Here is a 22,599-nt window from a genome sequence, read left to right as displayed (position 1 = left end):
TACCTGCGAGCACTGACAGTCCTGGCCCGCGGGGGCTCCTGTAACCGCCCCTACCCACTCAGGAGGGTGACTCCTCGCCCTCTTCGTCGTCGGTTTCGGCGAGTACGGGTGAGGCGTGGTGCGACCAGAGTTTCCATCCGTCGACTGTGCGGCGGAACACATTGGTCGCGACCACGAGCTGGCCGACGAGCGGGCCGAGCTCGCCGCCGCCCTCGGGCGGCGGGCCGCCGCTGAGGATGTTCTCCGTGCAGGTCACCAGGGCGGTGTCGCCGGCGACCCCGACGTGCAGGTCGGTCAGGAAGAACTGGATGTACTCGGTGTTCGCCATGATCAGCGCGTACGACCTGAGGACCTCGCCGCGGCCGGTGAGGACCGGCCAGCCGGGGTGGACGCAGGAGATCGCGGGTTCGTCGTCCCGCGCGTCCTCGTCGTCCCTGCTCTCGGGGTCGTCGTCGTGCTCCGGGGCCGCGTCCGTGTCCAGCCACAGGTGGGAGAGCTCGTCGAAGTCGCCGCGCTCCAGTGCTTCGTAGAAAGCCGTGTTGGCCAGCTCGACCTGTTCCACGTCGGTCCTGGCCCCGGTCACCGTGGACCGCCCGCCGCGCTGGTCACGGCGTGGGCGACGCGGACGGCGTCGGCCGTGGCCCGCACCTCGTGCACGCGGACGGCCCAGGCGCCCTGGTGGGCGGCGATGGCGGAGACCGCGGCGGTGGCCGCGTCGCGCTCGCGGGCGGGCGGCGGCGCGCCCTCGGGGCCCGCGAGGACGCGGCCGAGGAAGCGCTTGCGGGAGGCGGCGACCAGGATCGGGTGGCCGAGCTGACGGAGGCGGTCGAGGCGGGCCAGGAGCGCCAGGTCGTGCTCGGCGTCCTTGGAGAAGCCAAGGCCCGGGTCGATGACGATGCGCTCGGGGGCGATGCCGCCCTCGATGGCGGCTTCCACGCGCGCGTGGAGCTCGTCGACGACTTCGGAGACCACGTCTTCGTAGACGGGCTTGGCGTGGATGTCGGTGAGGAAGCCGCGCCAGTGCATCACCACGAAGGGCGCCTCCGCGGCGGCGACGGCGGGGACCATGCGCTCGTCGGCGAGGCCACCGCTGACGTCGTTCACCAGGACGGCACCCGCGGCGAGCGCCTGCTCGGCGACGGTGGCGCGCATGGTGTCCACGGACACCGTCACGCCCTCGGACGCCAGGCCCCGCACGACGGGGACCACGCGCCGCAGCTCCTCGTCCTCGTCCACGCGCGGGGCGCCGGGGCGGGTCGACTCACCGCCCACGTCGATCAGGTCGGCGCCCTGGGCGACCAGGTCGATGCCGTGCTTGACGGCGGCCGTGGTGTCGAACCAGCGGCCCCCGTCGGAGAAGGAGTCGGGGGTCACGTTCACGACCCCCATGACCGCACAGCGGCCCCACTCCGGCAGCCCCTCGACCGATCCCCGCCCGCGCAACGTACTCATGCCTCCAGCCTAGGCCCGTGCGGGCGGGCTCTATGCCGCCCGGACCTCGCGCTCCGTCGTGTGGTGCGGGCAGGGACGGCGCTGCGCGCTCCCCCGCCGCAGGAAACGGGGCAGGGCCAGGCTCACGAAGCCCTCGGCCTGCATGGCCGCGAAACCGATGCGGGGGAGGTCCTTGGAGGAGCGGTAGACGACGAAGCGGGGCTCCCAGCGGGGGCGGAACTTCGCGTTGAACTTGTACAGGGACTCGATCTGGAACCAGCGGGAGAGGAACACGAGCAGGCCCCGCCAGGCCCGCAGGACCGGGCCCGCGCCGATCTTCTCGCCGCGTGCCAGGGCCGCGCGGAACATCGCGAAGTTGAGCGAGACGCGGGCGATGCCGAGCTTCGGGGCGGCCTGGAGTGCGGCCACGATGAGCAGCTCGTTCATGCCGGGGTCGGCCGAGCGGTCGCGGCGCATGAGGTCCAGGGAGACGCCGTCCTTGCCCCAGGGGACGAAGTGCAGGACGGCCTTGAGGTCTCCGTAGTCGCCCGGTTCGTCGTCAGCCTTGTGGGCGGTCGCGATCAGACAGTCGCCGTCGTCCGGGTCGCCGATACGGCCGAGCGCCATGGAGAAGCCGCGCTCGGTGTCGGTGCCGCGCCAGTCGTCGGCCGCGCGCTGTATCCGCTCCAGTTCGCGCTCCCCGAGGTCACGCACGCGCCGTACGCGGGTCTCGTATCCATTGCGCTCGATCCGCTTGACCATCTGGCGTACGTTGCGCATCGCACGCCCGGACAGGGAGAAATCCGCGACATCCACCACCGCCTCGTCGCCCAGTTCGAGGGCGTCCAGGCCGGTCTCGCGGGTCCAGACCTCGCCGCCCGTCTCGGAGCAGCCCATGACGGCGGGCGTCCAGGAGTGGGCCTTCGCCTCGTCCATGAAGCGCTCGATCGCGCCCGGCCAGGCCTCCACGTCACCGATCGGGTCACCGCTCGCGAGCATCACCCCGGAGACGACGCGGTAGGTGACCGCCGCCTTGCCGCTGGGGGAGAAGACGGCGCCCTTGTCGCGGCGGAGCGCGAAGTGGCCGAGCGAGTCGCGGGCGCCGTGCTTGTCGAGCAGGGCGCGCAGCTTCGTCTCGTCGTCCTCGGTGAGGCGCGCGGCCGGGTGTTCGGGGCGGAAGGCCAGGTAGATGGTGGTGATCGCGGTGAGCAGGCCCAGGGCGCCCAGTGAGCAGGCCACCGTCCAGGACGTGCGTCCGTAGTAGTCGACGGGGCCCTCGAAGCCGAACAGGCCGTACAGGACGTGGGCGAGGCGGTCGGTGATGCTCGGGTCCCCGATGACCTTGCCCGGGTGAGCACTGACGATCACCAGGCCGAGCAGGATGGAACCGGCCCCGAGGAGCACGAAGTTGGCCAGGGCGCGCCAGCGGCTGCGCGGGTCGGGCAGGGCGGCGAACTCACCCCGATGGCGCAGCAGCAGGGTCAGGAGGGCGAGTGAGATCAGTGCGCCGATGACCGAGTGCCGGTAGGCGAACTGCGCGATGGCACCGGCCGGGAGCAGTACCACGGCGGCCCGCCAGGCCCGCCGCTTGTGCCGGCGCAGGCCGTGCGCGAGCAGCAGCAACAGGACGCCGGAGCTGAGCGCGAGCGCGGCGGCGAAGGGGCCGAGCGCGCCGGGCAGGACCTCGGCGATGGCGTGCATGCGGCTGTGCCGGAAGCGCGGGAAGACGCCGGCCGCGATGTTCAGGAGGCCCACGAGGGTGCAGGCGCGGGCGACGAGGGTGGGTACGGCCTCCGGGCGTGGGCCGCGGAGCAGCCGGCCGAATCTGCTGTCACGGAGTCTGCCGTCACGGAGCCCGCCGGTACGGCGCCGACCTTCGGGGCGGCTGCCCGCATGGTCCGGAACCGCGCCCGACATTTCCGCATCTATCCTGACAGACATCGCATCCCGTGGTTCTGCGAGAGAGCTTGAATCCGGCACCAAAACGGCATCCGGCGACATTGCGCCCTCTAGGACGGTCCTTCCGTGAATCGGGTTCACTCCCGACCGGAAAACCGCTGGAAAAAATGAACGACGGAACAGGCAGAAAGCGCAGGCAGAACACCCCATGGGTCTGACGAGCAACAAGGTCCTCGCGTTGGCGGTTCTCCTCGCCGTCGTGCTGTTCATCGGCACGGTCTGGGTCTGGCCGCGCCTGGCCCGCCAGAACTGGCGGGCGGTCACCGGCCGTATCGGGCTGCTCATCGCCACACAGCTGGCGATCTTCGCCTCGATCGGCCTCGCCGCCAATCAGGCGTTCGGCTTCTACGCCACGTGGGCGGATCTCTTCGGCCAGGAGACGAGCCCCGGTGTCGTCGTCGACCACGACCCCGCCAAGGGCGAGACACCCGTCGACGTGCGCAGCACCCGGCCCGTGAACGTGAAGGGCGGCGGCAGCCCTCCGATCGGCGGCCAGATCCAGAAGGTCGTCGTCAGCGGGAAGGAGGCGGACATAGCCAGCCCCGCGTACGTCTACCTGCCGCCCGAGTACTTCCAGCCGCGCTACAAGGACCGCACGTTCCCCGTTTCCGTGGTGCTCACCGGCTACCCCGGCACGGCCCAGGCACTGATCAAGGGCCTGCACTACCCGCAGACCGCCCACGAGAAGGCCAAGCGGGGCGAGATGCAGCCGATGATCCTGGTCATGATGCGGCCCACCGTGGCGCCTCCGCGGGACACCGAGTGCGTGGACGTCCCCGGTGGCCCGCAGGCCGAGACCTTCTTCGCCAAGGACCTGCCCAGTGCCATCTCCGAGCACTACAGGGCGGGCCGGACCGCGGGCAGCTGGGGCGTCATCGGCGACTCCACGGGCGGCTACTGCGCGCTGAAGCTCGCCATGCACCATCCCGATGTGTACGCCGCCGGGGCGGGCCTCTCCGCCTACTACAAGGCGCCCATCGACGTCACGACGGGCGATCTCTTCCACGGCGACAAGGAGTTGGAGCGGCGCGCCGACCTCATGTGGTACCTCGACCACATGCCGCCGCCCAAGACGTCCCTCCTTGTCACCACCAGCAAACAAGGAGAGGACAACTACGCGGACACCGAGAAGTTCATCGACAAGGTGAAGTCGCCCACCAGGATCTCGTCGATCACGCTCGACAGCGGCGGGCACAACTTCAACACGTGGCGCCGGGAGATCCCGGCGACCCTGGAGTGGATCAGCGGACGGTTGAACGGCAAGTAGGGCTCACCCATGGCGCGCGGGGCTCAAGAACGGCAGTAGGGCCCACGCACGGCAAGTAGGGCCTCAGTTCCCGCCGATGGCCGCGATGGTCTCCAACTCGACCTCCCCGCGCGCGATGTCGCGCGCGTCGGCCGCCGTCGACCTGCGCAGCGCCTCGTGCAGCCGGGCCGGGGTGAGGACGCCCAGGAAGCGGCCCTCGCTGTCCTTGTCGATGACCGCGATCCAGCCCGCGTCGTGCTGGAGCATCGTCGCGAACGCCTGCTTCAGGGTCGCGCCCACCGGGAGCCACGCCTCCATGCGGCGGGCGTGGTCCCGGACCGTCCCCGGGCCGCCGTGCGCGTCCTCGGCGGAGATCCAGCCGTGCAGGTTGTTCTCGCCGTCCAGGACGACGGCCCAGCGGGCGTCGAGCTTCGCGGGCAGCCGGTCGTCCAGGTGCAGGACGGGCGGCTGCTCCAGGTCGCCTTCCTCGATGGGCGTCACGGAGAGGCGCTTGAGGCCGCGGTCCGCTCCGACGAAGTCCGCCACGTAGCCGTTGGCCGGTGCGCCCAGGATTGTCGACGGGGTGTCGAACTGCTCGATGCGGCCCTCTCCGTAGACGGCCATGCGGTCGCCCAGGCGGACCGCCTCCTCGATGTCGTGCGTGACGAAGAGGACGGTCTTGCGGACGGCCTGCTGGAGGCGCAGGAACTCGTTCTGCAGGTGTTCGCGCACCACGGGGTCGACCGCGCCGAACGGCTCGTCCATCAGGAGCACCGGCGGATCGGCCGCCAGTGCGCGGGCCACGCCCACCCGCTGGCGCTGGCCCCCGGAGAGCTGCTCGGGGTAGCGGTCGCCGAACGTGGCGGGGTCGAGGCCGACCAGGTCGAGGAGTTCGGCGGCGCGCTCGCGGGCCTTGCCGCGCTTCACGCCGAGCAGGTGCGGGACGGTCGCGGTGTTCTCCAGGACCGTCTTGTGCGGGAAGAGGCCGACCTGCTGGATGACATAGCCGATCCGGCGCCGGAGTTGGACCGGGTCGATGGTGGATATGTCCTCACCTTCGACGTATATCCGGCCCTCGGTCGGCTCGATGAGACGGTTCACCATCTTCATCGTCGTCGTCTTGCCGCAGCCCGACGGGCCGACGAGCGTGACCAGTTCGCCCTCGGCGACATCGAAGGACAGGTCGTCGACGGCCGTGGTGCCGTCCTCGTACCGCTTGGTGACGTGCTCGAACCGGATCATGATTCCCCATTGTTGCGGGCGTTGTGTAAAGCCCATGTTGCGCCAGTACGACGAGTCTCGGCGATTGTCGGTGCTCCGCGTTAGGGTCGCCAGACGGCCTCAGGAATCGGTACTCGGGGGGAGTGGGGCGGGATGAGCGAGCAGAACTGTCTGGTGACGAACGACTGGATCTGCGGGGAGTACGTGAGCTCCCGCAGCCAGGAGTTGATCGACGCCACGGTGCAGCATGTGGGCATCACCGCGGCCTCGGTCGCCATCGGCGTCGCCGTCTCGCTGCCGCTCGCACTGCTCGCGCGGCGCTGGTCCTTCCTCGCGGGCCCGATCCTCGGCGTGACGACCGTGCTCTACACGGTGCCCTCGCTCGCGATGTTCTCGCTCCTGCTGCCCTTCTTCGGGCTCTCGGCCTCGCTGGTCGTCACGGGCCTCGTGCTGTACTCCCTGACGATCCTCGTGCGGAACATCCTGGCGGGGCTCCAGGCGGTGCCCCAGGAGGCGCGGGACGCGGCCAAGGGGATGGGGTACGGCCCGCTGCGGCTGCTGTGGGAGGTCGAACTCCCGCTCGCGCTGCCCGCGTTGCTCGCCGGTGTACGGATCACGACGGTCTCGACGGTGGCGCTGACGACCGTCGGGGCGATCGTCGACTACGGGGGCCTCGGATCGCTGATCCTCGACGGCCTCGACACGACGTTCAAGGCGCAGGTGCTCACCGCGTCCGCGCTCTGCGTGCTCCTCGCGATCGTCGCCGACCTGCTCCTGCTCGCCCTCCAGCGCCGGCTCACGCCGTGGACCCGCGTCCACCGAATACGTACGAAGCGTCCCGCGCACGCGGAGCGCACGGCCAAGGTGGCTGAACCTGCATGAACGCGATAACCGGCGCGTACGACTGGCTGACCACGGGTGCCAACTGGCAGGGCGAGAAGGGGGTGTGGAACCGCCTCGCCGAGCATCTGTACTTCAGCGGTGTGTGCCTCGCCGTCGCGTGTCTGATCGCGCTGCCGATCGCCCTGTACCTCGGCCACATCGGCAAGGGTGGCGCCCTCGCCGTGAACATCTCGAACGTCGGCCGTGCGGTTCCGACGCTCGCGGTGCTCGTGCTGCTCACGCTCACCCCGCTCGGCGAGCGCGGGGACGTGCCGACGCTGATCGCGCTGGTCCTCTTCGCGGTGCCGCCGCTGCTGACCAACGCGTACATCGGGATGCGCGAGGTCGACCGGTCGGTGGTGGAGGCCGCGCGGGGGATGGGCATGAGCGGCCGCCAGCTGTTCGCGCGGGTCGAGCTGCCCCTCGCGTTCCCCCTGGTCATGACCGGGGTCCGGTCCGCAGGCGTACAGGTCGTCGCGACGGCGACGCTGGCCGCGATGGCGGGCGAAGGGGGCCTCGGCCGGATCATCACGGCCGGGTTCAACCTGCAGAACACGCCTCAGGTGGTGGCGGGGGCGCTGCTCGTGGCGGTGCTCGCCCTCTTCGTGGAGGTGGTGCTCGTCGTGGTGGGCAAGGCCTTCGACCCCATGCGAGGGCGTTCGGGGGTCGCCCAGTGATCTCCCGCGGCAGTCTCCTTCGACGGCAGTTTCCAGTGGTTCCCAGGGCTTTCGTGTCCCAGGGCTTTCGAAATGGTGGTTCACCGATGAACAGCACAACGCGTCGCGCGCGACGGATGGCAGGGGCGGCCGTGGCCGTCGTGGCGCTGACCGCGGGGCTCACCGCGTGCGGCGGGGACAGCCTGGAGAAGGACGGCAAGGGCGACGGCGGCAAGGCGGGTGACAAGGGCAAGCTCGTGGTCGGCTCGGCCCGTTTCACCGAGCAGAAGGTGCTCGCCGAGCTCTATGTGGGAGTCCTCGAGGACGCCGGATACGACGCCGAGGTCAAGACCGTCCAGAACCGCGAGGTGTACGAGCCCGAGCTGAAGAAGGGCGCGATCGATGTCGCCCCCGAATACGCGGCGACGCTCGCGGAGTTCCTGAACCTCGGCAAGAACGGCCCGAAGGCGAAGCCGGTCGCATCGAATGATGTGGACGCCACGGTGGCCGCCCTGAAGAAGCTCGCCGAACCGCGCGGCCTGAAGGTGCTTCCCGCCGGTGACGCGGTCGATCAGAACGCGTTCGCGGTGAGCAAGGAATACGCGAAGGAGCACGAGCTCAAGACGCTTTCGGATCTCGGGAAGTCCGGCGAGAAGGTCAAGATCGCCGCGAGTGACGAATGCGAGTCGCGGCCCTTCTGCGCTCCGGGGCTGAAGAAGACGTACGGCATCGACGTCGCGGGAATCGACCCCAAGGGCGTCGGCACCACGCAGTCCAAGCAGGCCGTCAAGAACGGCACGGACCAAGTGGTGCTGACCACGACCACGGACGCGACGCTCGACAGCTTCGGTCTCGTGGCCCTTGAGGACGACAAGAAGCTGCAGAACGCGGACAACATCCTTCCGGTTGTGAACGCGAAGGAAGCGGGCGACAAGGAGATAGCCGACGCGCTCGGGAAGCTGACCGAGACGCTGACGACGGAAGATCTCGCGGAACTCGACCGGAAGGTCGATGTGGAGCGGCAGAAGGAAGCCGATGTCGCCAGGGATTATCTGGAGTCGAAGGGATTGATCAAGAAGTAGCGCGGCTGAAGACGCCCGAAGGGGGAACGCTCGAAGTGGCTCGGCCGAAACTGGAGTTGAGCGGCGGAAGAGGACCGGGAAGGGTGGGGAGTCAGCACTATGGCGCTGTCATTTTGGCGGGCGGGGCACCACAGTTCGCCTACGCGCGGTAAGTTTCTGGCCATGCCACGTGGACGTCACCGCCATTCCCCACCCTTGCACAGGCTGCTTCCTCCCTCGACGGTCGCAGGCCTCTCTCTCGTCTGCGCCGGCGGCGCCTGGCTGTTCGCGGAACCCGTCGTGCTCCGCGGCCTGGCCGCCGCCGCAGCCGCGGCTGCCGTCGTGGGCTCGGTCGTCATGCGCCGCTGGGACCTGGCGGCCGGTAAACAGGTCGCTGAGCTGGGCCGGGGCCGCAAGAGCGACGAGTGGCGCTACGAGGAGCGGATAGCCGAGTTCGAGTCCGACCTGGAGGAGTCCCGCGAGCTGCGGGGCCGCCTGGAGACGAAGCTGCGCTCCAAGCGGGCCGAGCTCGCCGCCCTGCGGAACGAACACGCGGCGCTGCTGCGGCGGTACGCGACGGCGGAGACCGAGCGGGCGACCGCGTTGGAGGGTCGCCGGCTGCTCGCCATCGAGGCGTCCGCCCCGGCGAAGGCGTTGCCGCCGGCCCCGGTCCGCGGCGAGGCCCCCGCTCCCGTCGTGCGCCCGGGGACGATCGCGCCCCCGTCGTTGTACGACCGGGCGAACGCGGCGCTCGACCGGCTGACCCCGAAGCCCACCCCTGAGCGTGAGACGTCCCGGGAACGCGCGGACGGGGACGAAGCGCAGGGGAAGCCCGGGGCGGCCGAGGGATACGGCGGGCATGAGCGCGCGGTCGCCGTCGCGCCGCCCACGCACAGGCGCCGCCAGACCGCCCAGGGAGGTTTCGACTTCTTCGGCACGAAGAGCGAGGCGACCGCCGGGGCGCTGGAGTCCGTACAGAACACGGACCTCGCGGACGTGGTGGGCGAGGAGGCACTCGCCGTGCACAAGGCGGAGGCAGAGGCGGAGTTCAAGGCCCCCGCGGAGGGCTCGGACCGTGCCGTGGGTCAGGTCATCGACCTGACGGAACATGACGAGACGGAACAGATCGACGTGGCGGAGCTGCGGACGGCGCTGCGGGCGTAGACGGGCCCCTGGGCCTTGGTTGTCGTCACCGGCTTCGCCGAGTTCGTCCTCAATCGCCGGACGGTCTCAAAGATTCGGCCCCTCCGGCGTTTGAGGAGCGGGTCCGGGGCGGAGCCCCGGCCTAGCCCCTCACGCCATCCACCGGTCAGGCCGCGCAGTCCTGCGCCCCGTACGGGACCGGTCAGCCTGCGACTGAAGCAGAGCAGCCGCCTCCCCCGAGGGACGCAGCCGCGCTGTCACCGTCTTGTTCGCCCCCGTGTCCACCTGCACGTCCGCCACCCCCTTGAACCGTTCCCAGGGCCCCTGCGTGAGCCGCACGCTCTGCACCTTCGCGTGCGGCACCAGCGACAGGCGGCGGCGCAGGAGCCCGTGCCGGGCCGCGAACACCGTGTCCGTCACCGTCAGGCCGTACCCCTTCCACCACACCGGGAGGCACCACGCCGCTCGCGCGGGAGGCCGGACGAGCTCGGCGGCGTCCGGCACCCGTACGCCCGGCAGGATCCGCGCGATCACGGACTCCGCGACCTCCCGTGAAGCGACCGGGACCAGGACGGAGTTGGAGGAGCCCGCCACGTCCAGCTCCACCCGCACCCAGCCACGCCGCCGCCACAGCCACGGCTCCACGACGCGCACCGTCCGCACGCGCCCCGGAGGCACCGTCTCGTGCGCCTTGTCGAGCAGACCGTGGTCGATGCGCAGGCCGTCGGGGGACTCGCCCACCTTCCAGTCGTACTCCCCGATGAACCGCCCGATGCTGCTGGCGAACGCGCCGCCCAGCATGGGCAGTCCGGTCGCGAGCACTGTCCACAGGTTGTGGGTGGCGAACCACAGGAAGGGCGGCACGATGAGCGTGGCGATGAGCATGCCCCACGTCGTGCCGGTCAGGACCAGCGAGATCGCGAGCATCCGCGGCTGTACGTGCACCAGGTTGTTGACCGGCGCCTCACCGACCTCGTGCGCCGTCTCCGGCGCGAAACCGGCCGCCCGCGCGAGGAGTTCCGCCCGCAGGACAGAGGCCTCCTCCTGGCCCAGATAGGCCAGTTCGTCCTTCTTCTCCGTCCCGACGACGTCCAGCTTGAGCTTGGCGACGCCCACGATGCGGGCGGCGAGCGGCTGCGTCACGTCCACGGCCTGGAGCCGGTCGAGCCGGATGTGCGCGGTGCGCCGGAAGATCAGACCGGTGCGGATGCGCAGCTCGGTGTCGGTGACGGCGAAGTGCGTGAACCACCAGCTCATGAAGCCGTAGAGGGCGCCGCCCAGGAGGACGACGGCGATCCCGGCCAGGAGTTGGGCCACGGGGAGCTCGGAGGCCCGCCGTTGCGTGCCGCTCGGGTCGTGCACCGCGAAGCCCACGACGATCGCGACCGGTGCCCAGGCGCGGCGCAGGGGCGTCACGGGGTGCAGACGCCGTTCTCGCACGTCTTGGGCGCCGGGGGCGTGTTCTTCCCCCGTCGCTTCGCGTACGCCGCTCACAGCCCCGCCGAGCGGGCCTCGCCCAGCTCGGTGAGGCGGTCGCGCAGCCGCTCGGCCTCCTCGGGGATGAGGCCGGGGATCCGGGCGTCCGTGGCCGCGGCGGCCGTGTGCAGCTGCACGCTGGCAAGGCCGAAGTGCCGCTCCACGGGCCCCGATGTCACCTCGACGAGCTGCATCCGGCCGTACGGGACGATCGTCTCCTCGCGCCAGAGCACCCCCCGGCTGATCAGCAGGTCGTCGGCCCGCTCCGCGTACCGCCAGGAGCGCCAGTTCCGTCCCAGCATCGGCCAGCCCCACACCACGAAGGCCAGCGGAACCGCCGCGAAGACCGCCCACGCGGGCCCGGCGAAGATCCCCAGGAGGACGCCGACGGCCGCCGCGAGCGGCACGAGCCAGACCACCAGGAGCAGTCGCCGCATCCGCAGCAGCCCCCGTGGCAGCCCCGTCCACACCGGCTCCGCCGCTGACTGTCCCGGCTGTCCCGGCTGAGTCGGCTGTGCCGTCCCCGTATCCATGCCTCAAGCGTACGTAGCCGACGTGACAGTCGCGTAGGAGCGCGCGTACGAGAGAATGCGCGCATGAGCCCCACGACGGAGACCACGCTCGGCATCGGCGGTGCCGCGGAGAGCACCGACATGGTGCTCAACATCGGCCCGCAGCACCCGTCCACGCACGGCGTGCTGCGGCTGCGCCTCGTCCTCGACGGCGAGCGGATCCAGCACGCGGAGCCGGTCATCGGCTATATGCACCGCGGCGCGGAGAAACTCTTCGAGGCGCGTGACTACCGGCAGATCGTGGTGCTCGCGAACCGGCACGACTGGCTGTCCGCGTTCTCGAACGAACTCGGGGTCGTCCTCGCCGTGGAGCGGATGCTCGGCATGGAGGTGCCCGAGCGCGCCGTCTGGATGCGCACGCTCCTCGCCGAGCTGAACCGCGTGCTCAACCACCTGATGTTCCTCGGGTCGTATCCGCTCGAACTGGGCGGAATCACCCCGGTGTTCCACGCGTTCCGGGAGCGCGAGGAGCTCCAGAACGTGATGGAGGAGATCTCCGGCGGCCGCATGCACTACATGTTCAACCGCGTGGGCGGCCTCAAGGAGGACCTCCCCGCCGGATGGGCCGCACGCGCGCGTGCCGCTGTCGCCTCGGTCCGCTCCCGCATGGACGTGTACGACAAGCTGGTCCTCGGCAACGAGATCTTCCGGGGGCGTACGCGCGGCGTCGGTGTGCTCTCCCCGGAGGCGGTGCACGCCTACGGAGTGAGCGGTCCCATCGCCCGCGCCTCCGGAGTCGACTTCGACCTGCGCCGCGACGAGCCGTACCTCGCGTACGGGGAGCTCCAGGACACGCTGAAGGTCGTCACGCGTCAGGAGGGCGACTGCCTGGCCCGCTTCGAGGTACTCCTTGAGCAGACCCACAACGCGCTCGACCTGGCCGACGCCTGCCTGGAGCGGCTCGCCGAGCTGCCGCAGGGGCCGGTCAACCAGCGTCTCCCGAAGGTGCTCAAGGCCCCCGAGGGCCACACGTACGCGTGGACCGAGAACCCTCTGGGCATCAACGGCTACTACCTGGTCTCCAAGGGCGAGAAGACCCCGTACCGCCTGAAGCTCCGCTCGGCGTCGTACAACAACATCCAGGCGCTCGCCGAACTGCTTCCGGGACAGCTGGTCGCCGACATGGTGGCGATCCTGGGGTCACTGTTCTTCGTGGTCGGCGACATCGACAAGTAGCGGGTCGGTGATGCCGACCGGCTGGGCGAGCCACCCGAAGTCGCCCAGTCCGCCGGTCGCGGTGAGCTCCGCCGCCTCTCCGGCGTGCGTGAGGGCGTGTACGTACGCCACCGGATCGCTGGAGGCCAGGGAGAGCGGCGGGCGGCCACCGCCGACCCCCAGGGCGTGCAGGGCCGCGCGCTGCGTGAGCAGGGCGGCTCCGGGCGGCGCGCACGCGTCGAGCGCCACATGCGCCGTGATGTCGCAGGTGCCGTCCGGCACGGGCGCCGTCTCGCGGCCCGCGCGGAAGCCGGTCAGGGTACCGAAGGGCGGCCGTCCGGCGCGGTCGTGCGCGTAGTCGACCGCGACCGCCAGACCGCGGGTCAGCGTCCCCGCGGCCGTCGCCCACGCCTCGTCCCGGGAGCGGCCGATCTCCGCGCGCAGGCCCGGCTCCAAGGGCAGGCCCGGCTCCGGGGCGAGCGGCCACCAGCGCGCGAGCCAGGAGGCGTCCGCGCCGTCCACCGCGTCGCCGAGTGTCTCGGTGCCGTCGTCGCGTACGAGGACACGGCGCACCAGGCCGTCGGGGGCCACCTCGACGACGTCCAGGGGGACGTTGTCCAGCCACTCGTTGGCGAAGAGCAGGCCGGTGACGCCGGCGGGCGGCCGCTCGCACCACTCGACGCGCGGGTCGAGTCCCGCCGGGCGCCCGGCCCGCTCGACCGCGCAGGCACGCGCGCGTGCCGCCACGTCGGCGGGCAGCGCGGCAAGGACGCCCGCCGTCAACTCGCCACGGCCCGCGCCGAGATCGACGAAGGTCAACTCGTCCGGGTGGTCGAGCGCCTCGTCCACCCGGCACAGCAGCCGGGCCACCGCGCCCGCGAAGAGCGGGGAGGCGTGCACCGACGTCCGGAAGTGCCCCGCGGGTCCTTCGGGGCGCAGGTAGAAGCCGTCGGGCCCGTACAGCGCGGTCTCCATGGCCTCTCGCCAGCCACGCCGCACCTCTGGCCGCTCGTCCCGGACCTCGTTCGTCACACGAGAAGGCTAAGCGGGCCTCCACCTTGGGGAGTACACGCGAGGGGTACGGATCGGACCTCCGGTTGACCCCGGAGGGCCATCCCGCTGCCTACGCTGGGTTACGTGCAGCGCGTCTATGACTTCCTCCGCAGACACCCGACCGGGGTCGATTGCTTCTGGGCTCTCGTCCTGCTCGGGGTCTCCGGCATCGGTCTCGTCTCCATGGCCGATGTGGAAGGCCACGACCCGGAGGCCGCGGCCGCCGTCGTCGTCCTCGGCATGTCCGTCGTGGTGGCGCTGCGCCGCAAGTACACGGAGAAGATGCTGATCCTCGCCGCGGTGCTCGGCGTCGCCCAGCTGATCTTCGACGTGAAGACGATGCCGGCCGACTTCGCGATGCTGGTGATCATCTACACCGCTTCGGCCGACGGCTCGAAGTGGGCCTCGCGGTTCGCCCTCGTGGGCGGCCTGTGCGCGGCGCCGCTGTCGGCGCTGCGCTGGCCGGAGGAGAACATAGGTGCCTTCGGCAGCGTCTTCTTCACGATCTTCCAGATGGTGCCCTTCGCCCTCGCCTGGGTGCTCGGCGACTCCATCCGCACCCGCCGCGCCTACTTCGCACAGCTGGAGGAGCGCGCCGACCGCCTGGAGAAGGAGCGGGCGGCGCAGTCCAAGGTCGCGGTGGCGGCCGAGCGGGCCCGCATCGCGCGCGAGCTGCACGACGTCGTCGCGCACAACGTCTCGGTGATGGTCGTCCAGGCCGACGGCGCCGCGTACGTCCTGGACCAGGCCCCCGAGCAGGCCAAGCAGGCCCTGGAGACCATCTCGGGCACCGGGCGGCAGGCGCTCGCCGAGATGCGCAGACTGCTCGGCGTGCTGCGCACCGGCGAGCACCAGGAGAGCGGTGAGTACGTCCCGCAGCCCGATGTCGAGCAGCTCGACGAGCTCATCGAGCAGGTGCGCACGGCGGGACTGCCGGTCGACTTCAAGGTCGAGGGCACCCCGCGCCCGCTGCCCAGCGGCGTCGAGCTCACGGCGTACCGCATCGTGCAGGAGGCGCTCACCAACACCCGCAAGCACGGCGGTGAGAACACCGGCGCGAGCGTGCGCCTGGTCTACTTCGACGACGGCCTGGGGCTGCTGGTCGAGGACGACGGCAAGGGCGCCCCGCACGAGCTGTACGAGGACGGCGGCGCCGACGGCAGCGGGCACGGCCTGATCGGCATGCGGGAGCGCGTCGGCATGGTCGGCGGCACCCTGGACGCGGGGCCGCGGCCGGGCGGAGGCTTCCGCATCAGCGTCCTTCTCCCGCTCAAGCCCGCGAACTGACACCTGTCACCGATACGCCCACGCCATACGCTCTTGAATACGCCGCTCTTGAACACATCGCTCTTGAGCACATCCGCTCGCTGATGAGAACAGCTCCACGAAAGGGCCTTTGATGTCGATCCGCGTCATGCTCGTCGACGACCAGGCGCTGCTGCGCACGGGGTTCCGGATGGTGCTCGCCGCACAGCCGGACATGGACGTCGTCGCCGAGGCGGGTGACGGGGTCGAGGCCCTTCAGGCGCTGCGGACGACCGAGGTCGACGTGGTGCTCATGGACGTACGCATGCCGAAACTGGACGGCGTGGAGACGACCCGGCGCATCTGCCAGGACGAGAATCCGCCGAAGGTCCTCATCCTGACGACCTTCGACCTCGACGAGTACGCCTTCTCGGGGCTGAAGGCGGGCGCGTCCGGCTTCATGCTCAAGGACGTGCCTCCGGGGGAGCTGCTCGCGGCGATCCGCTCCGTGCACAGCGGTGACGCGGTGGTCGCGCCGTCCACGACGAGGCGCCTTCTCGACCGCTTCGCGCCGATGCTGCCGAACGCGGGCGGGCAGCCGCAGCACAAGGAACTGGAGCGGCTCACGGACCGCGAGCGCGAGGTCATGATCCTGGTCGCCCAGGGGCTCTCGAACGGGGAGATCGCGGCGCGGCTCGTCCTGTCGGAGGCCACGGTGAAGACCCACGTGGGCCGCATCCTGACCAAGCTCGGCCTGCGGGACCGGGTGCAGGTGGTGGTCCTCGCGTACGAGACGGGTCTGGTGCGGGCGGGCGGCGGAGCCGTCTGACGGCTGCCCTTCCCGGGGCGGGTCAGCGCAGGATGCCCTCCAGGAAGTCGCTGCCCAGGCGGGCCACCACGGTCACGTCCAGCTGGTGCAGCACGTACCGGCCGCGCCGCGTGGTGGTGACCAGGCCCGCCTTCTTCAGGAGCGTCAGGTGCCGGGAGACCTCCGGCGCGGTGAGCCCGGTCGCGTGGGCCAACTCGCCGGTGCTGAAGGGCGCGCGGGCCATGTCGCGGCACAGCCGCAGGCGCACGGGGTGCGCGAGGGCCGTGAGCCGCCGCTCCAGGGTCTCCACGGAGGTGGGCTTGGCCAGGTCCGGGGCGGCCACGGGGTAGTGGATCACCGGGCGCCAGCCCGGTGCGTGCAGGATCATCAGGTGCGGCCAGGCGAAGTGCGAGGGCACGAACGTGAGCCCCGCGCCCAGGGTGTGGTCCAGGGCCGTCGTGGTGCCGGGCACGAGCTTGTCCGCGGTGATGCGGCGGCCGTCCGGGTCCACCGAGAGCGCCGCCGACACCGAGGTCAGCACCTCGGCGAGGCCCTTGCGGCGCAGTATCTCGGTCTTGTGCCGGGCGTCGGCGGCCAGTTGGACGCGCACCCGCCGCCAGGTGTCGGCGAAGAACGCCTCGTCGCAGTCCTCCAGGAGGCGGCGCAGCCAGGCCCGGACGGTGTGCGGGTCGGCCAAGAGGCGCTCGGCGAAGTCCAGTTGCCGCGTGCCGCGCGTGGCGGCGAGCTCCAGGGCGCGGGCGCCGCGGACGGGGTCGGTGAGCGGCGAGGGGCCGCCTTCGTTGTACGTCGTGCCGCAGGTGAACTCCAGGGCCGCCATGACGAATCGCTCGTCGTCCAAGCGGTCGAGGAGGTCGAGCTCCTCGGCGAGTGTCGCTCCCGGTCTGCCGTCGCCGTCGACGAGGCCCGCGAACGGCATGAAGACGTCCGAGAACGTGTTCCGCCACAGGAAGTCGGCCTCGCACAGGCGGTCGGCGAGGTCCGGCTTGAGGCCGGCGCTGGTCGCCGTGGCCCAGCCGTGCATGCCCGGATGGTGGCCGGGCTCGGCCAGCGCGTGCAGGGCGACGCCCAGCTCCGCGAGGGGCGAGGGGTCGAAGAAGATCCGCTCCTGCGGCAGGCCCGCGATCTCGATGTGCACGCTCATGGACCCATCGTGCACCGCGCCACCGACATCGCGGCGGCCGATTGACGGCGGGTGTCAATCGGCGCGACGGCGGCGGGGCGGCGGGCGCAGTCTGTGGTGAGCGGGCCGCACGGCCCGTGATCTCCGGGCCGGACGGCGCGTCGCCGCCGGGGCCGGAAACCCCTGCTCCGTTGAGTCGACCCTGGTTCCCGTCGACCCATCGGTGCCCGATAAGTACCCTTTGTTCAGAGAGGCGAATCCGTCATGAGCATCACGCAGCAGTACCTTCTCGACAGCTACCGCGCCGCCCAGCGCGACGAGCGCACCCCGCCCGCCCCCGGTCAGCAGGACTGGCAGGTCATCCGCGAGGTGCGCGACTACGGCCGCTTCCGTGCCGTCGTCGAGGAACGCCCCGCCCACGGACGGGTCCGTGCCCTCCTGGCCAGGATCGCCCGCGCCGGCTCCGTCAGCCGGGGCGCCTTCGGCCGGAGGTCCGGCTCCGTCAGCCGGGGATCCGTCGCACGAATTCCGCGACCGCATCATTGACGTCGCCGGGCGTCCACTCCAGGCCCGCCCCGGTCACGGTGACCTCCGTGACCGAGAGGCCGGGCGGCCCGTCGGCGAACCAGCGGCCGAACAACTGGGTCTTGGTCTCCTCCGCCTGCCCGAGCGCCGCCTCGGTCAGGACCTCGGAGTCGTACGGCAGCCAGACCTGGAACTGATGGGTGTGCGGCTGCTCGGGGTGAACGCGCGACCAGGGCACCCCGGCGGCCGCGAACCCTTCCCGCAGCGCGTCGGCGACCACGCGCGCGTGGGCGACGTAATCCGGCAGCCGGGGAAGCGTGTTCCTCAGGCCGAGCAGCGCGGCGACGGCGGCGGGGAACTGCTGGAAGACCTGGCCGCCGTAGCGGTGCCGCCACGTCCTCGCCTCGTCGACCAGCGTGCGCGGGCCCGCGAGCACCGCGCCGCTCAGGCCGTCCAGGGACTTGTAGAACGACACGTACACGGTGTCCGCGAGCCCGGCGATGTCCGCGAGGGAGCGGCCGAAGTGCGGCGTGCACTCCCACAGGCGCGCGCCGTCGAAGTGCACGACGGCATCGCGTTCGCGCGCCGCCTCCACCACCTCTTCGAGCTCCTCCCAGGACGGCAGGACGAAACCGGCGTCCCGGAGCGGCAGTTCGAGCATCAGCGTCCCGAAGGGCTCTTCGAAGTCCCGCACTTCCTCGGCCGTCGGCAGCCGCGGCTCCCTCGTCGGATGCACCGTGCGCAACCCGCTCACCGCGGAGAGGGCACCCCCTTCGTGGACCTCGGGGTGGGCCTTCGGGTGCAGGGCGACGGTCGCGTTGCCCGTGCGGCCCGCCCAGCAGCGCAGGGCCACCTGCTGGGCCATCGTGCCGCTCGGGAAGAAGGCGGCGGCTTCCTTGCCGAGGAGCCGCGCGACCTCGTCCTCCAGGCGGGCGACGACTCCGTTGCCGTAGATGTCGGCGGGCTCGTCCGGGTCCACTACCTCGGGGGCCGCGTCCGCGAGCGCCGAGAGCCGCTCGGCGAGCGGGAGGTGCGCCGACCAGCGGTGCAGGGTCCGGGTGGCGCCGAGCGCCGCTGCCCTGCGGCGGGCGGCCGGGTCCTGCCCGCTCTCCTCGGTCTCGCTCGCCTCGGCGGGGGCTTCGGCTCCGTCGTGTGAAGTCATCCCCCGAGCATGGCGCGCGATCGGCCGCCGGTCACACGAATACCCACAGCCTGTGGACAGCCGAGGACGCGGCGCGGACCAATCGCGTTAGCATGACGAGAAATCGTCCGGTACCCCGAGCGGACTGGAACGGGAAGGCGTCATCGCGTGAACGCACCTCATCAGCCGGACCCGCGGGACCGCCCCGCGAGGCTCACGGTGGGCGTCGTGGGAGCGGGCCGTGTCGGCCCCGCGCTCGCCGCGGCACTCCAGCTCGCCGGGCACCGCCCGGTCGCCGCGTCGGGGGTCTCCGACGCCTCCGTACGCCGCGCGGCGGTCCTGCTGCCCGACGTCCCCCTCGTCCCGCCCGCCCAGGTCCTCGAGCGCGCCGACCTCGTCCTGCTGACCGTGCCGGACGACGCCCTGCCGGGCCTGGTCGAGGGCCTCGTCGAGACCGAGGCGATCCGCCCCGGCCAGCTCCTGGTGCACACGTCGGGTCGGTACGGCACCAAGGTGCTCGAACCGGCACTGCGAGCCGGAGCCCTGCCCCTCGCGCTGCACCCCGCCATGACGTTCACCGGCACCCCCGTAGACGTCCAGCGGTTGGCGGGTTGCTCCTTCGGTGTGACCGCTCCTGATGAGCTGCGGCTCGCCGCCGAGGCGCTGGTCATCGAGATGGGCGGCGAGCCCGAGTGGATCGCCGAAGAGGCCCGCCCGCTCTACCACGCGGCGCTCGCACTCGGCGCGAACCACCTGGTCACGCTGGTCGCCGAGTCCATGGATCTGCTCCGGGAAGCGGGCGTCGCCGCCCCCGACCGGATGCTCGGCCCGCTGCTCGGCGCCGCCCTGGACAACGCACTGCGGTCCGGGGACGCCGCACTCACCGGACCCGTGGCGCGCGGAGACGCGGGCACGGTCGCGGCGCACGTCTCCGAGCTGCGCAAGCACGCGCCGCAGACCGTCGCCGGGTATCTGGCGATGGCCCGCGCGACCGCCGACCGCGCGCTCGCCCACGGACTGCTCAAGCCCGAGCTCGCCGAGGACCTCCTCGGGGTCCTGGCCAACGGCGGTGGCGTGGCGGGCGAAGCCGAGGGAGGCACCCGATGACGACCCTGGTGCACACCGCCGAACCGCTGCGCACGCGCACGCGTGCGGGCCGCCGTGTCGTCGTCATGACCATGGGCGCCCTGCACGAGGGCCACGCCACGCTGATCCGCACCGCACGCCGCATCGCGGGCGACGAGGGCGAAGTCGTGGTCACGGTCTTCGTGAACCCCCTCCAGTTCGGCGCGGGCGAGGACCTCGACCGCTATCCCCGCACGCTGGACGCCGACGTCAAGATCGCCGAACAGGAAGGCGCGGACTTCGTCTTCGCCCCGTCCGGCGACGAGGTCTATCCGGGCGGCGAACCGCAGGTCCGGATCAGCGCGGGCCCCATGGGCGCACTCCTCGAAGGGGCCACGCGCCCCGGGCACTTCGACGGCATGCTCACGGTCGTCGCCAAGCTGCTGCACCTCACGCGCCCCGATGCCGCGCTGTACGGGCAGAAGGACGCCCAGCAGCTCGCCCTCATCCGCCGCATGGTGCGCGACCTGAACTTCGGCGTCGAGATAGTCGGCGTACCGACCGTGCGCGAGGACGACGGCCTGGCCCTCTCCAGCCGCAACCGCTACCTGTCCCCGGCCGAGCGGCGCACCGCGCTCGCGCTCTCCCAGGCCCTCTTCGCCGGCCGCGACCGGCATGCCGCGCAGGAGGCCCTGCGCGCGCGGGCGGCGCTCGCCCCCGTCACGCACGCGCGCGCCGACGCCCTGAACGCCCTGGGGGAGTCCCGTGCCGCGGCCGACACCCACGCCCTGGCCCAGTCCGTCACGCCGTCCGTGCCCGGCGGCCCCGCGGCCGTCCGCGCCGCCGCCCGCCAGATCCTGGACGAGGCGGCCCGCCTGCAGCCCCCGCTGAAGCTGGACTACCTGGCGCTGGTCGACCCGGCCGACTTCACGGACGTACAGCCGGGCCACACGGGCGAGGCGGTCCTCGCCGTGGCGGCCAAGGTCGGCGCGACCCGGCTGATCGACAACCTCCCGCTCACGTTCGGAGCCACCGCATGAGTGCCACCGGAATACGGCTGCACGCCCCCGCGCCCGGCTGGTCCCTGGATGCCGACATCGTCGTCGTCGGCTCCGGAGTGGCCGGACTGACCACGGCACTGCGCTGCTCGGCGGCCGGCCTGAAGACCGTCGTGGTCACCAAGGCCCGCCTGGACGACGGCTCCACGCGCTGGGCCCAGGGCGGCATCGCCGCGGCACTGGGCGAGGGCGACACCCCCGGGCAGCACCTGGACGACACCCTCGTGGCGGGCGCGGGCCTGTGCGACGAGGAGGCCGTGCGCACCCTGGTCACCGAGGGCCCCGACGCCGTGCGCCGCCTCATCGGGACCGGCGCCCACTTCGACACGAGCCCCGAAGGCGCCATCGAGCTGACCCGCGAGGGCGGCCACCACCGCCGCCGCATCGCGCACGCGGGCGGCGACGCGACCGGCGCGGAGATCTCCCGCGCCCTGGTCGAAGCGGTGCGCGCGCAGTCCATACCGACCGTGGAGAACGCCCTCGTACTGGACCTCCTGACCGACGCGGACGGCCGCACCGCCGGTGTCTCCCTGCACGTCATGGGAGAGGGCCAGCACGACGGCGTGGGCGCGGTCCACGCCCCCGCGGTCGTCCTCGCCACCGGCGGCATGGGCCAGGTCTTCTCGGCGACGACGAACCCGTCCGTGTCGACGGGCGACGGCGTCGCGCTCGCCCTGCGCGCGGGCGCCGAGGTGAGCGACCTGGAGTTCGTGCAGTTCCACCCCACCGTGCTCTTCCTGGGCGCCGACGCGGAGGGCCAGCAGCCGCTGGTCTCCGAGGCGGTGCGCGGCGAGGGCGCCCACCTCGTGGACGCGGACGGCGTGCGCTTCATGGTCGGCCAGCACGAGCTCGCGGAGCTCGCGCCCCGGGACATCGTCGCCAAGGGCATCACGCGGCGCATGCAGGAAAAGGGCGCCGAGCACATGTACTTGGACGCCCGGCACTTCGGCGCCCAGATGTGGGAGAACCGCTTCCCGACGATCCTCGCCGCCTGCCGCGCCCACGGCATCGACCCGGTGACCGAGCCCATCCCCGTCGCCCCGGCCGCGCACTACGCCTCCGGCGGCGTCCGCACCGATGCGCACGGCCGCACCACGGTCCCGGGCCTCTACGCCTGCGGCGAGGTCGCCTGCACCGGCGTGCACGGCGCCAACCGCCTCGCCTCGAACTCCCTTCTGGAGGGTCTGGTCTACGCCGAGCGCATCGCCGCGGACATCGCCGCCCTGCACGCGGAGAAGGCCCTGCCCGCCCTGTACGCGGCCGTGCCCGTCCCGGTGCCCGCGCCCGCACCGGTCGCCCACCCCGATACCCCGGCGCACCCCCTGCTGCCCCCCGAGGCCCGCTGCGCCATCCAGCGTGTGATGACCGAGGGCGCGGGAGTGCTCAGGTCCGCCGACTCCCTCTCCGAGGCCGCGGCCCGCCTCGCCCGCATCCACGCCGAGGCGGCGGGCGCGCTCGCCGAGGACGGCAAGACCGCCGAGCCGGGCGTCGACACCTGGGAGACCACCAACCTCCTGTGCGTCGCCCGCGTCCTGGTCGCCGCCGCGCAGCGCCGCGAGGAGACCCGCGGCTGCCACTGGCGCGAGGACCGCCCGGACCGCGACGACGAGGCCTGGCGGCGCCACATCGTCGTACGCCTGAACGCGGACCGGACCCTGGCCGCGCACACGACCGAGACCGCAGACTTCCCCCCGACCTCCCGCCTTCAGGACCGGACCTCCCGCCTTCAGGACCCGACCGCCAGCCCTCAGGAGAAGTGAC

Annotated in this window: 21 protein-coding genes; 12 read left to right on the top strand and 9 right to left on the bottom strand. The window is 71.9% G+C overall.

From position 1 onward, the window contains the following. Positions 1-58: 58 nt before the first annotated feature. The 3 genes from AC5P1C_RS03085 to AC5P1C_RS03075 are packed head-to-tail and all read right to left on the bottom strand — an operon-like array spanning position 59 to position 3,372. Entirely contained in the window at positions 59-583 is a 525-nt protein-coding gene (locus AC5P1C_RS03085; protein WP_493864091.1) for a nuclear transport factor 2 family protein, read from the bottom strand. Continuing rightward, a complete protein-coding gene (gene folP, locus AC5P1C_RS03080) occupies positions 580-1,452 on the bottom strand; it encodes a dihydropteroate synthase (protein WP_493864090.1) in 873 nt (290 codons plus the stop codon). The genes AC5P1C_RS03085 and folP overlap by 4 nt, the downstream gene beginning before the upstream one ends. A gap of 30 nt (positions 1,453-1,482) precedes the next feature. Further along, entirely contained in the window at positions 1,483-3,372 is a 1,890-nt protein-coding gene (locus AC5P1C_RS03075) for a phosphatidylglycerol lysyltransferase domain-containing protein (protein ID WP_493864089.1), read from the bottom strand. Positions 3,373-3,538: 166 nt separating this feature from the next. On the opposite strand from AC5P1C_RS03075, the gene AC5P1C_RS03070 reads away from it, so the two are divergent. After that, positions 3,539-4,657: an alpha/beta hydrolase gene (locus AC5P1C_RS03070; protein WP_493864088.1), complete on the top strand. Its 1,119-nt coding sequence runs from the start codon at positions 3,539-3,541 to the stop codon at positions 4,655-4,657. Positions 4,658-4,720: 63 nt separating this feature from the next. Here AC5P1C_RS03070 and AC5P1C_RS03065 read toward each other — a convergent pair whose 3' ends face one another. Then, positions 4,721-5,878: an ABC transporter ATP-binding protein gene (locus tag AC5P1C_RS03065; protein ID WP_493864087.1), complete on the bottom strand. Its 1,158-nt coding sequence runs from the start codon at positions 5,876-5,878 to the stop codon at positions 4,721-4,723. Positions 5,879-6,010: 132 nt separating this feature from the next. On the opposite strand from AC5P1C_RS03065, the gene AC5P1C_RS03060 reads away from it, so the two are divergent. From AC5P1C_RS03060 to AC5P1C_RS03045, 4 genes are all read left to right on the top strand, one after another. Then, entirely contained in the window at positions 6,011-6,739 is a 729-nt protein-coding gene (locus tag AC5P1C_RS03060) for an ABC transporter permease (protein WP_493864086.1), read from the top strand. After that, positions 6,736-7,416 carry an ABC transporter permease gene (locus AC5P1C_RS03055; RefSeq protein WP_493864085.1) on the top strand — a complete coding sequence of 227 codons (681 nt, stop codon included), beginning with the start codon at positions 6,736-6,738 and terminating at the stop codon, positions 7,414-7,416. The genes AC5P1C_RS03060 and AC5P1C_RS03055 overlap by 4 nt, the downstream gene beginning before the upstream one ends. Before the next feature lie 86 nt (positions 7,417-7,502). Then, positions 7,503-8,477 carry an ABC transporter substrate-binding protein gene (locus AC5P1C_RS03050; protein ID WP_493864084.1) on the top strand — a complete coding sequence of 325 codons (975 nt, stop codon included), beginning with the start codon at positions 7,503-7,505 and terminating at the stop codon, positions 8,475-8,477. A 162-nt stretch (positions 8,478-8,639) separates the two neighbouring features. Continuing rightward, positions 8,640-9,620 (top strand): hypothetical protein, encoded by a 981-nt coding sequence (locus AC5P1C_RS03045; RefSeq protein WP_493864083.1) that lies wholly within the window; start codon positions 8,640-8,642, stop codon positions 9,618-9,620. A 129-nt stretch (positions 9,621-9,749) separates the two neighbouring features. On the opposite strand, the gene AC5P1C_RS03040 is transcribed toward AC5P1C_RS03045, so the two are convergent. Continuing rightward, positions 9,750-11,093 (bottom strand): PH domain-containing protein, encoded by a 1,344-nt coding sequence (locus tag AC5P1C_RS03040; protein ID WP_493864082.1) that lies wholly within the window; start codon positions 11,091-11,093, stop codon positions 9,750-9,752. Continuing rightward, positions 11,090-11,608: a PH domain-containing protein gene (locus tag AC5P1C_RS03035; protein WP_493864081.1), complete on the bottom strand. Its 519-nt coding sequence runs from the start codon at positions 11,606-11,608 to the stop codon at positions 11,090-11,092. Before AC5P1C_RS03035 ends, AC5P1C_RS03040 begins: the two co-directional genes overlap by 4 nt. 63 nt (positions 11,609-11,671) lie before the next feature. Between AC5P1C_RS03035 and AC5P1C_RS03030 the strand changes: the two genes are divergently transcribed. Then, complete coding sequence (locus AC5P1C_RS03030; protein WP_493864080.1) at positions 11,672-12,823, top strand: NADH-quinone oxidoreductase subunit D; 1,152 nt, start codon at positions 11,672-11,674, stop codon at positions 12,821-12,823. Here the strand turns inward: AC5P1C_RS03030 and AC5P1C_RS03025 are convergent. Beyond that, positions 12,788-13,777, bottom strand: a complete 990-nt coding sequence (locus AC5P1C_RS03025; RefSeq protein WP_493864512.1) for an SAM-dependent methyltransferase — start codon at positions 13,775-13,777, stop codon at positions 12,788-12,790. The two genes, AC5P1C_RS03030 and AC5P1C_RS03025, sit on opposite strands and share 36 nt — an antisense overlap. 162 nt (positions 13,778-13,939) lie before the next feature. On the opposite strand from AC5P1C_RS03025, the gene AC5P1C_RS03020 reads away from it, so the two are divergent. Both AC5P1C_RS03020 and AC5P1C_RS03015 read left to right on the top strand, forming a co-directional pair. Continuing rightward, complete coding sequence (locus AC5P1C_RS03020) at positions 13,940-15,142, top strand: sensor histidine kinase (protein ID WP_493864079.1); 1,203 nt, start codon at positions 13,940-13,942, stop codon at positions 15,140-15,142. Between the two features lie 112 nt (positions 15,143-15,254). Next, positions 15,255-15,929, top strand: coding sequence for a response regulator transcription factor (locus tag AC5P1C_RS03015; RefSeq protein WP_493864078.1), 675 nt, complete (start codon positions 15,255-15,257; stop codon positions 15,927-15,929). A gap of 22 nt (positions 15,930-15,951) precedes the next feature. On the opposite strand, the gene AC5P1C_RS03010 is transcribed toward AC5P1C_RS03015, so the two are convergent. After that, positions 15,952-17,070, bottom strand: a complete 1,119-nt coding sequence (locus tag AC5P1C_RS03010; protein WP_493864077.1) for a DUF5937 family protein — start codon at positions 17,068-17,070, stop codon at positions 15,952-15,954. A gap of 243 nt (positions 17,071-17,313) precedes the next feature. Here AC5P1C_RS03010 and AC5P1C_RS03005 point away from each other — a divergent pair, with 243 nt between their 5' ends. Continuing rightward, positions 17,314-17,595, top strand: a complete 282-nt coding sequence (locus AC5P1C_RS03005; protein ID WP_493864076.1) for a hypothetical protein — start codon at positions 17,314-17,316, stop codon at positions 17,593-17,595. Here AC5P1C_RS03005 and AC5P1C_RS03000 read toward each other — a convergent pair. After that, positions 17,552-18,736 carry a threonine aldolase family protein gene (locus tag AC5P1C_RS03000; protein ID WP_493864075.1) on the bottom strand — a complete coding sequence of 395 codons (1,185 nt, stop codon included), beginning with the start codon at positions 18,734-18,736 and terminating at the stop codon, positions 17,552-17,554. The genes AC5P1C_RS03005 and AC5P1C_RS03000 overlap by 44 nt on opposite strands. Before the next feature lie 147 nt (positions 18,737-18,883). On the opposite strand from AC5P1C_RS03000, the gene AC5P1C_RS02995 reads away from it, so the two are divergent. From AC5P1C_RS02995 to AC5P1C_RS02985, 3 genes are read left to right on the top strand one after another with little or no spacing between them, the layout of a single operon-like run. Continuing rightward, the gene (locus AC5P1C_RS02995; protein WP_493864074.1) at positions 18,884-19,822 is read left to right on the top strand and encodes a Rossmann-like and DUF2520 domain-containing protein; all 939 of its coding nucleotides are present in this window, start codon (positions 18,884-18,886) and stop codon (positions 19,820-19,822) included. Further along, on the top strand, positions 19,819-20,820 hold the full coding sequence (gene panC / locus AC5P1C_RS02990) for a pantoate--beta-alanine ligase (protein ID WP_493864073.1): 1,002 nt from the start codon (positions 19,819-19,821) through the stop codon (positions 20,818-20,820). The genes AC5P1C_RS02995 and panC overlap by 4 nt, the downstream gene beginning before the upstream one ends. Beyond that, the gene (locus tag AC5P1C_RS02985) at positions 20,817-22,598 is read left to right on the top strand and encodes an L-aspartate oxidase (protein WP_493864072.1); all 1,782 of its coding nucleotides are present in this window, start codon (positions 20,817-20,819) and stop codon (positions 22,596-22,598) included. Before panC ends, AC5P1C_RS02985 begins: the two co-directional genes overlap by 4 nt. Position 22,599: the final 1 nt, after the last annotated feature.

Source organism: Streptomyces sp. A18, assembly GCF_059026065.1.
This window is presented reverse-complemented; position numbering and strand designations above follow the sequence as displayed.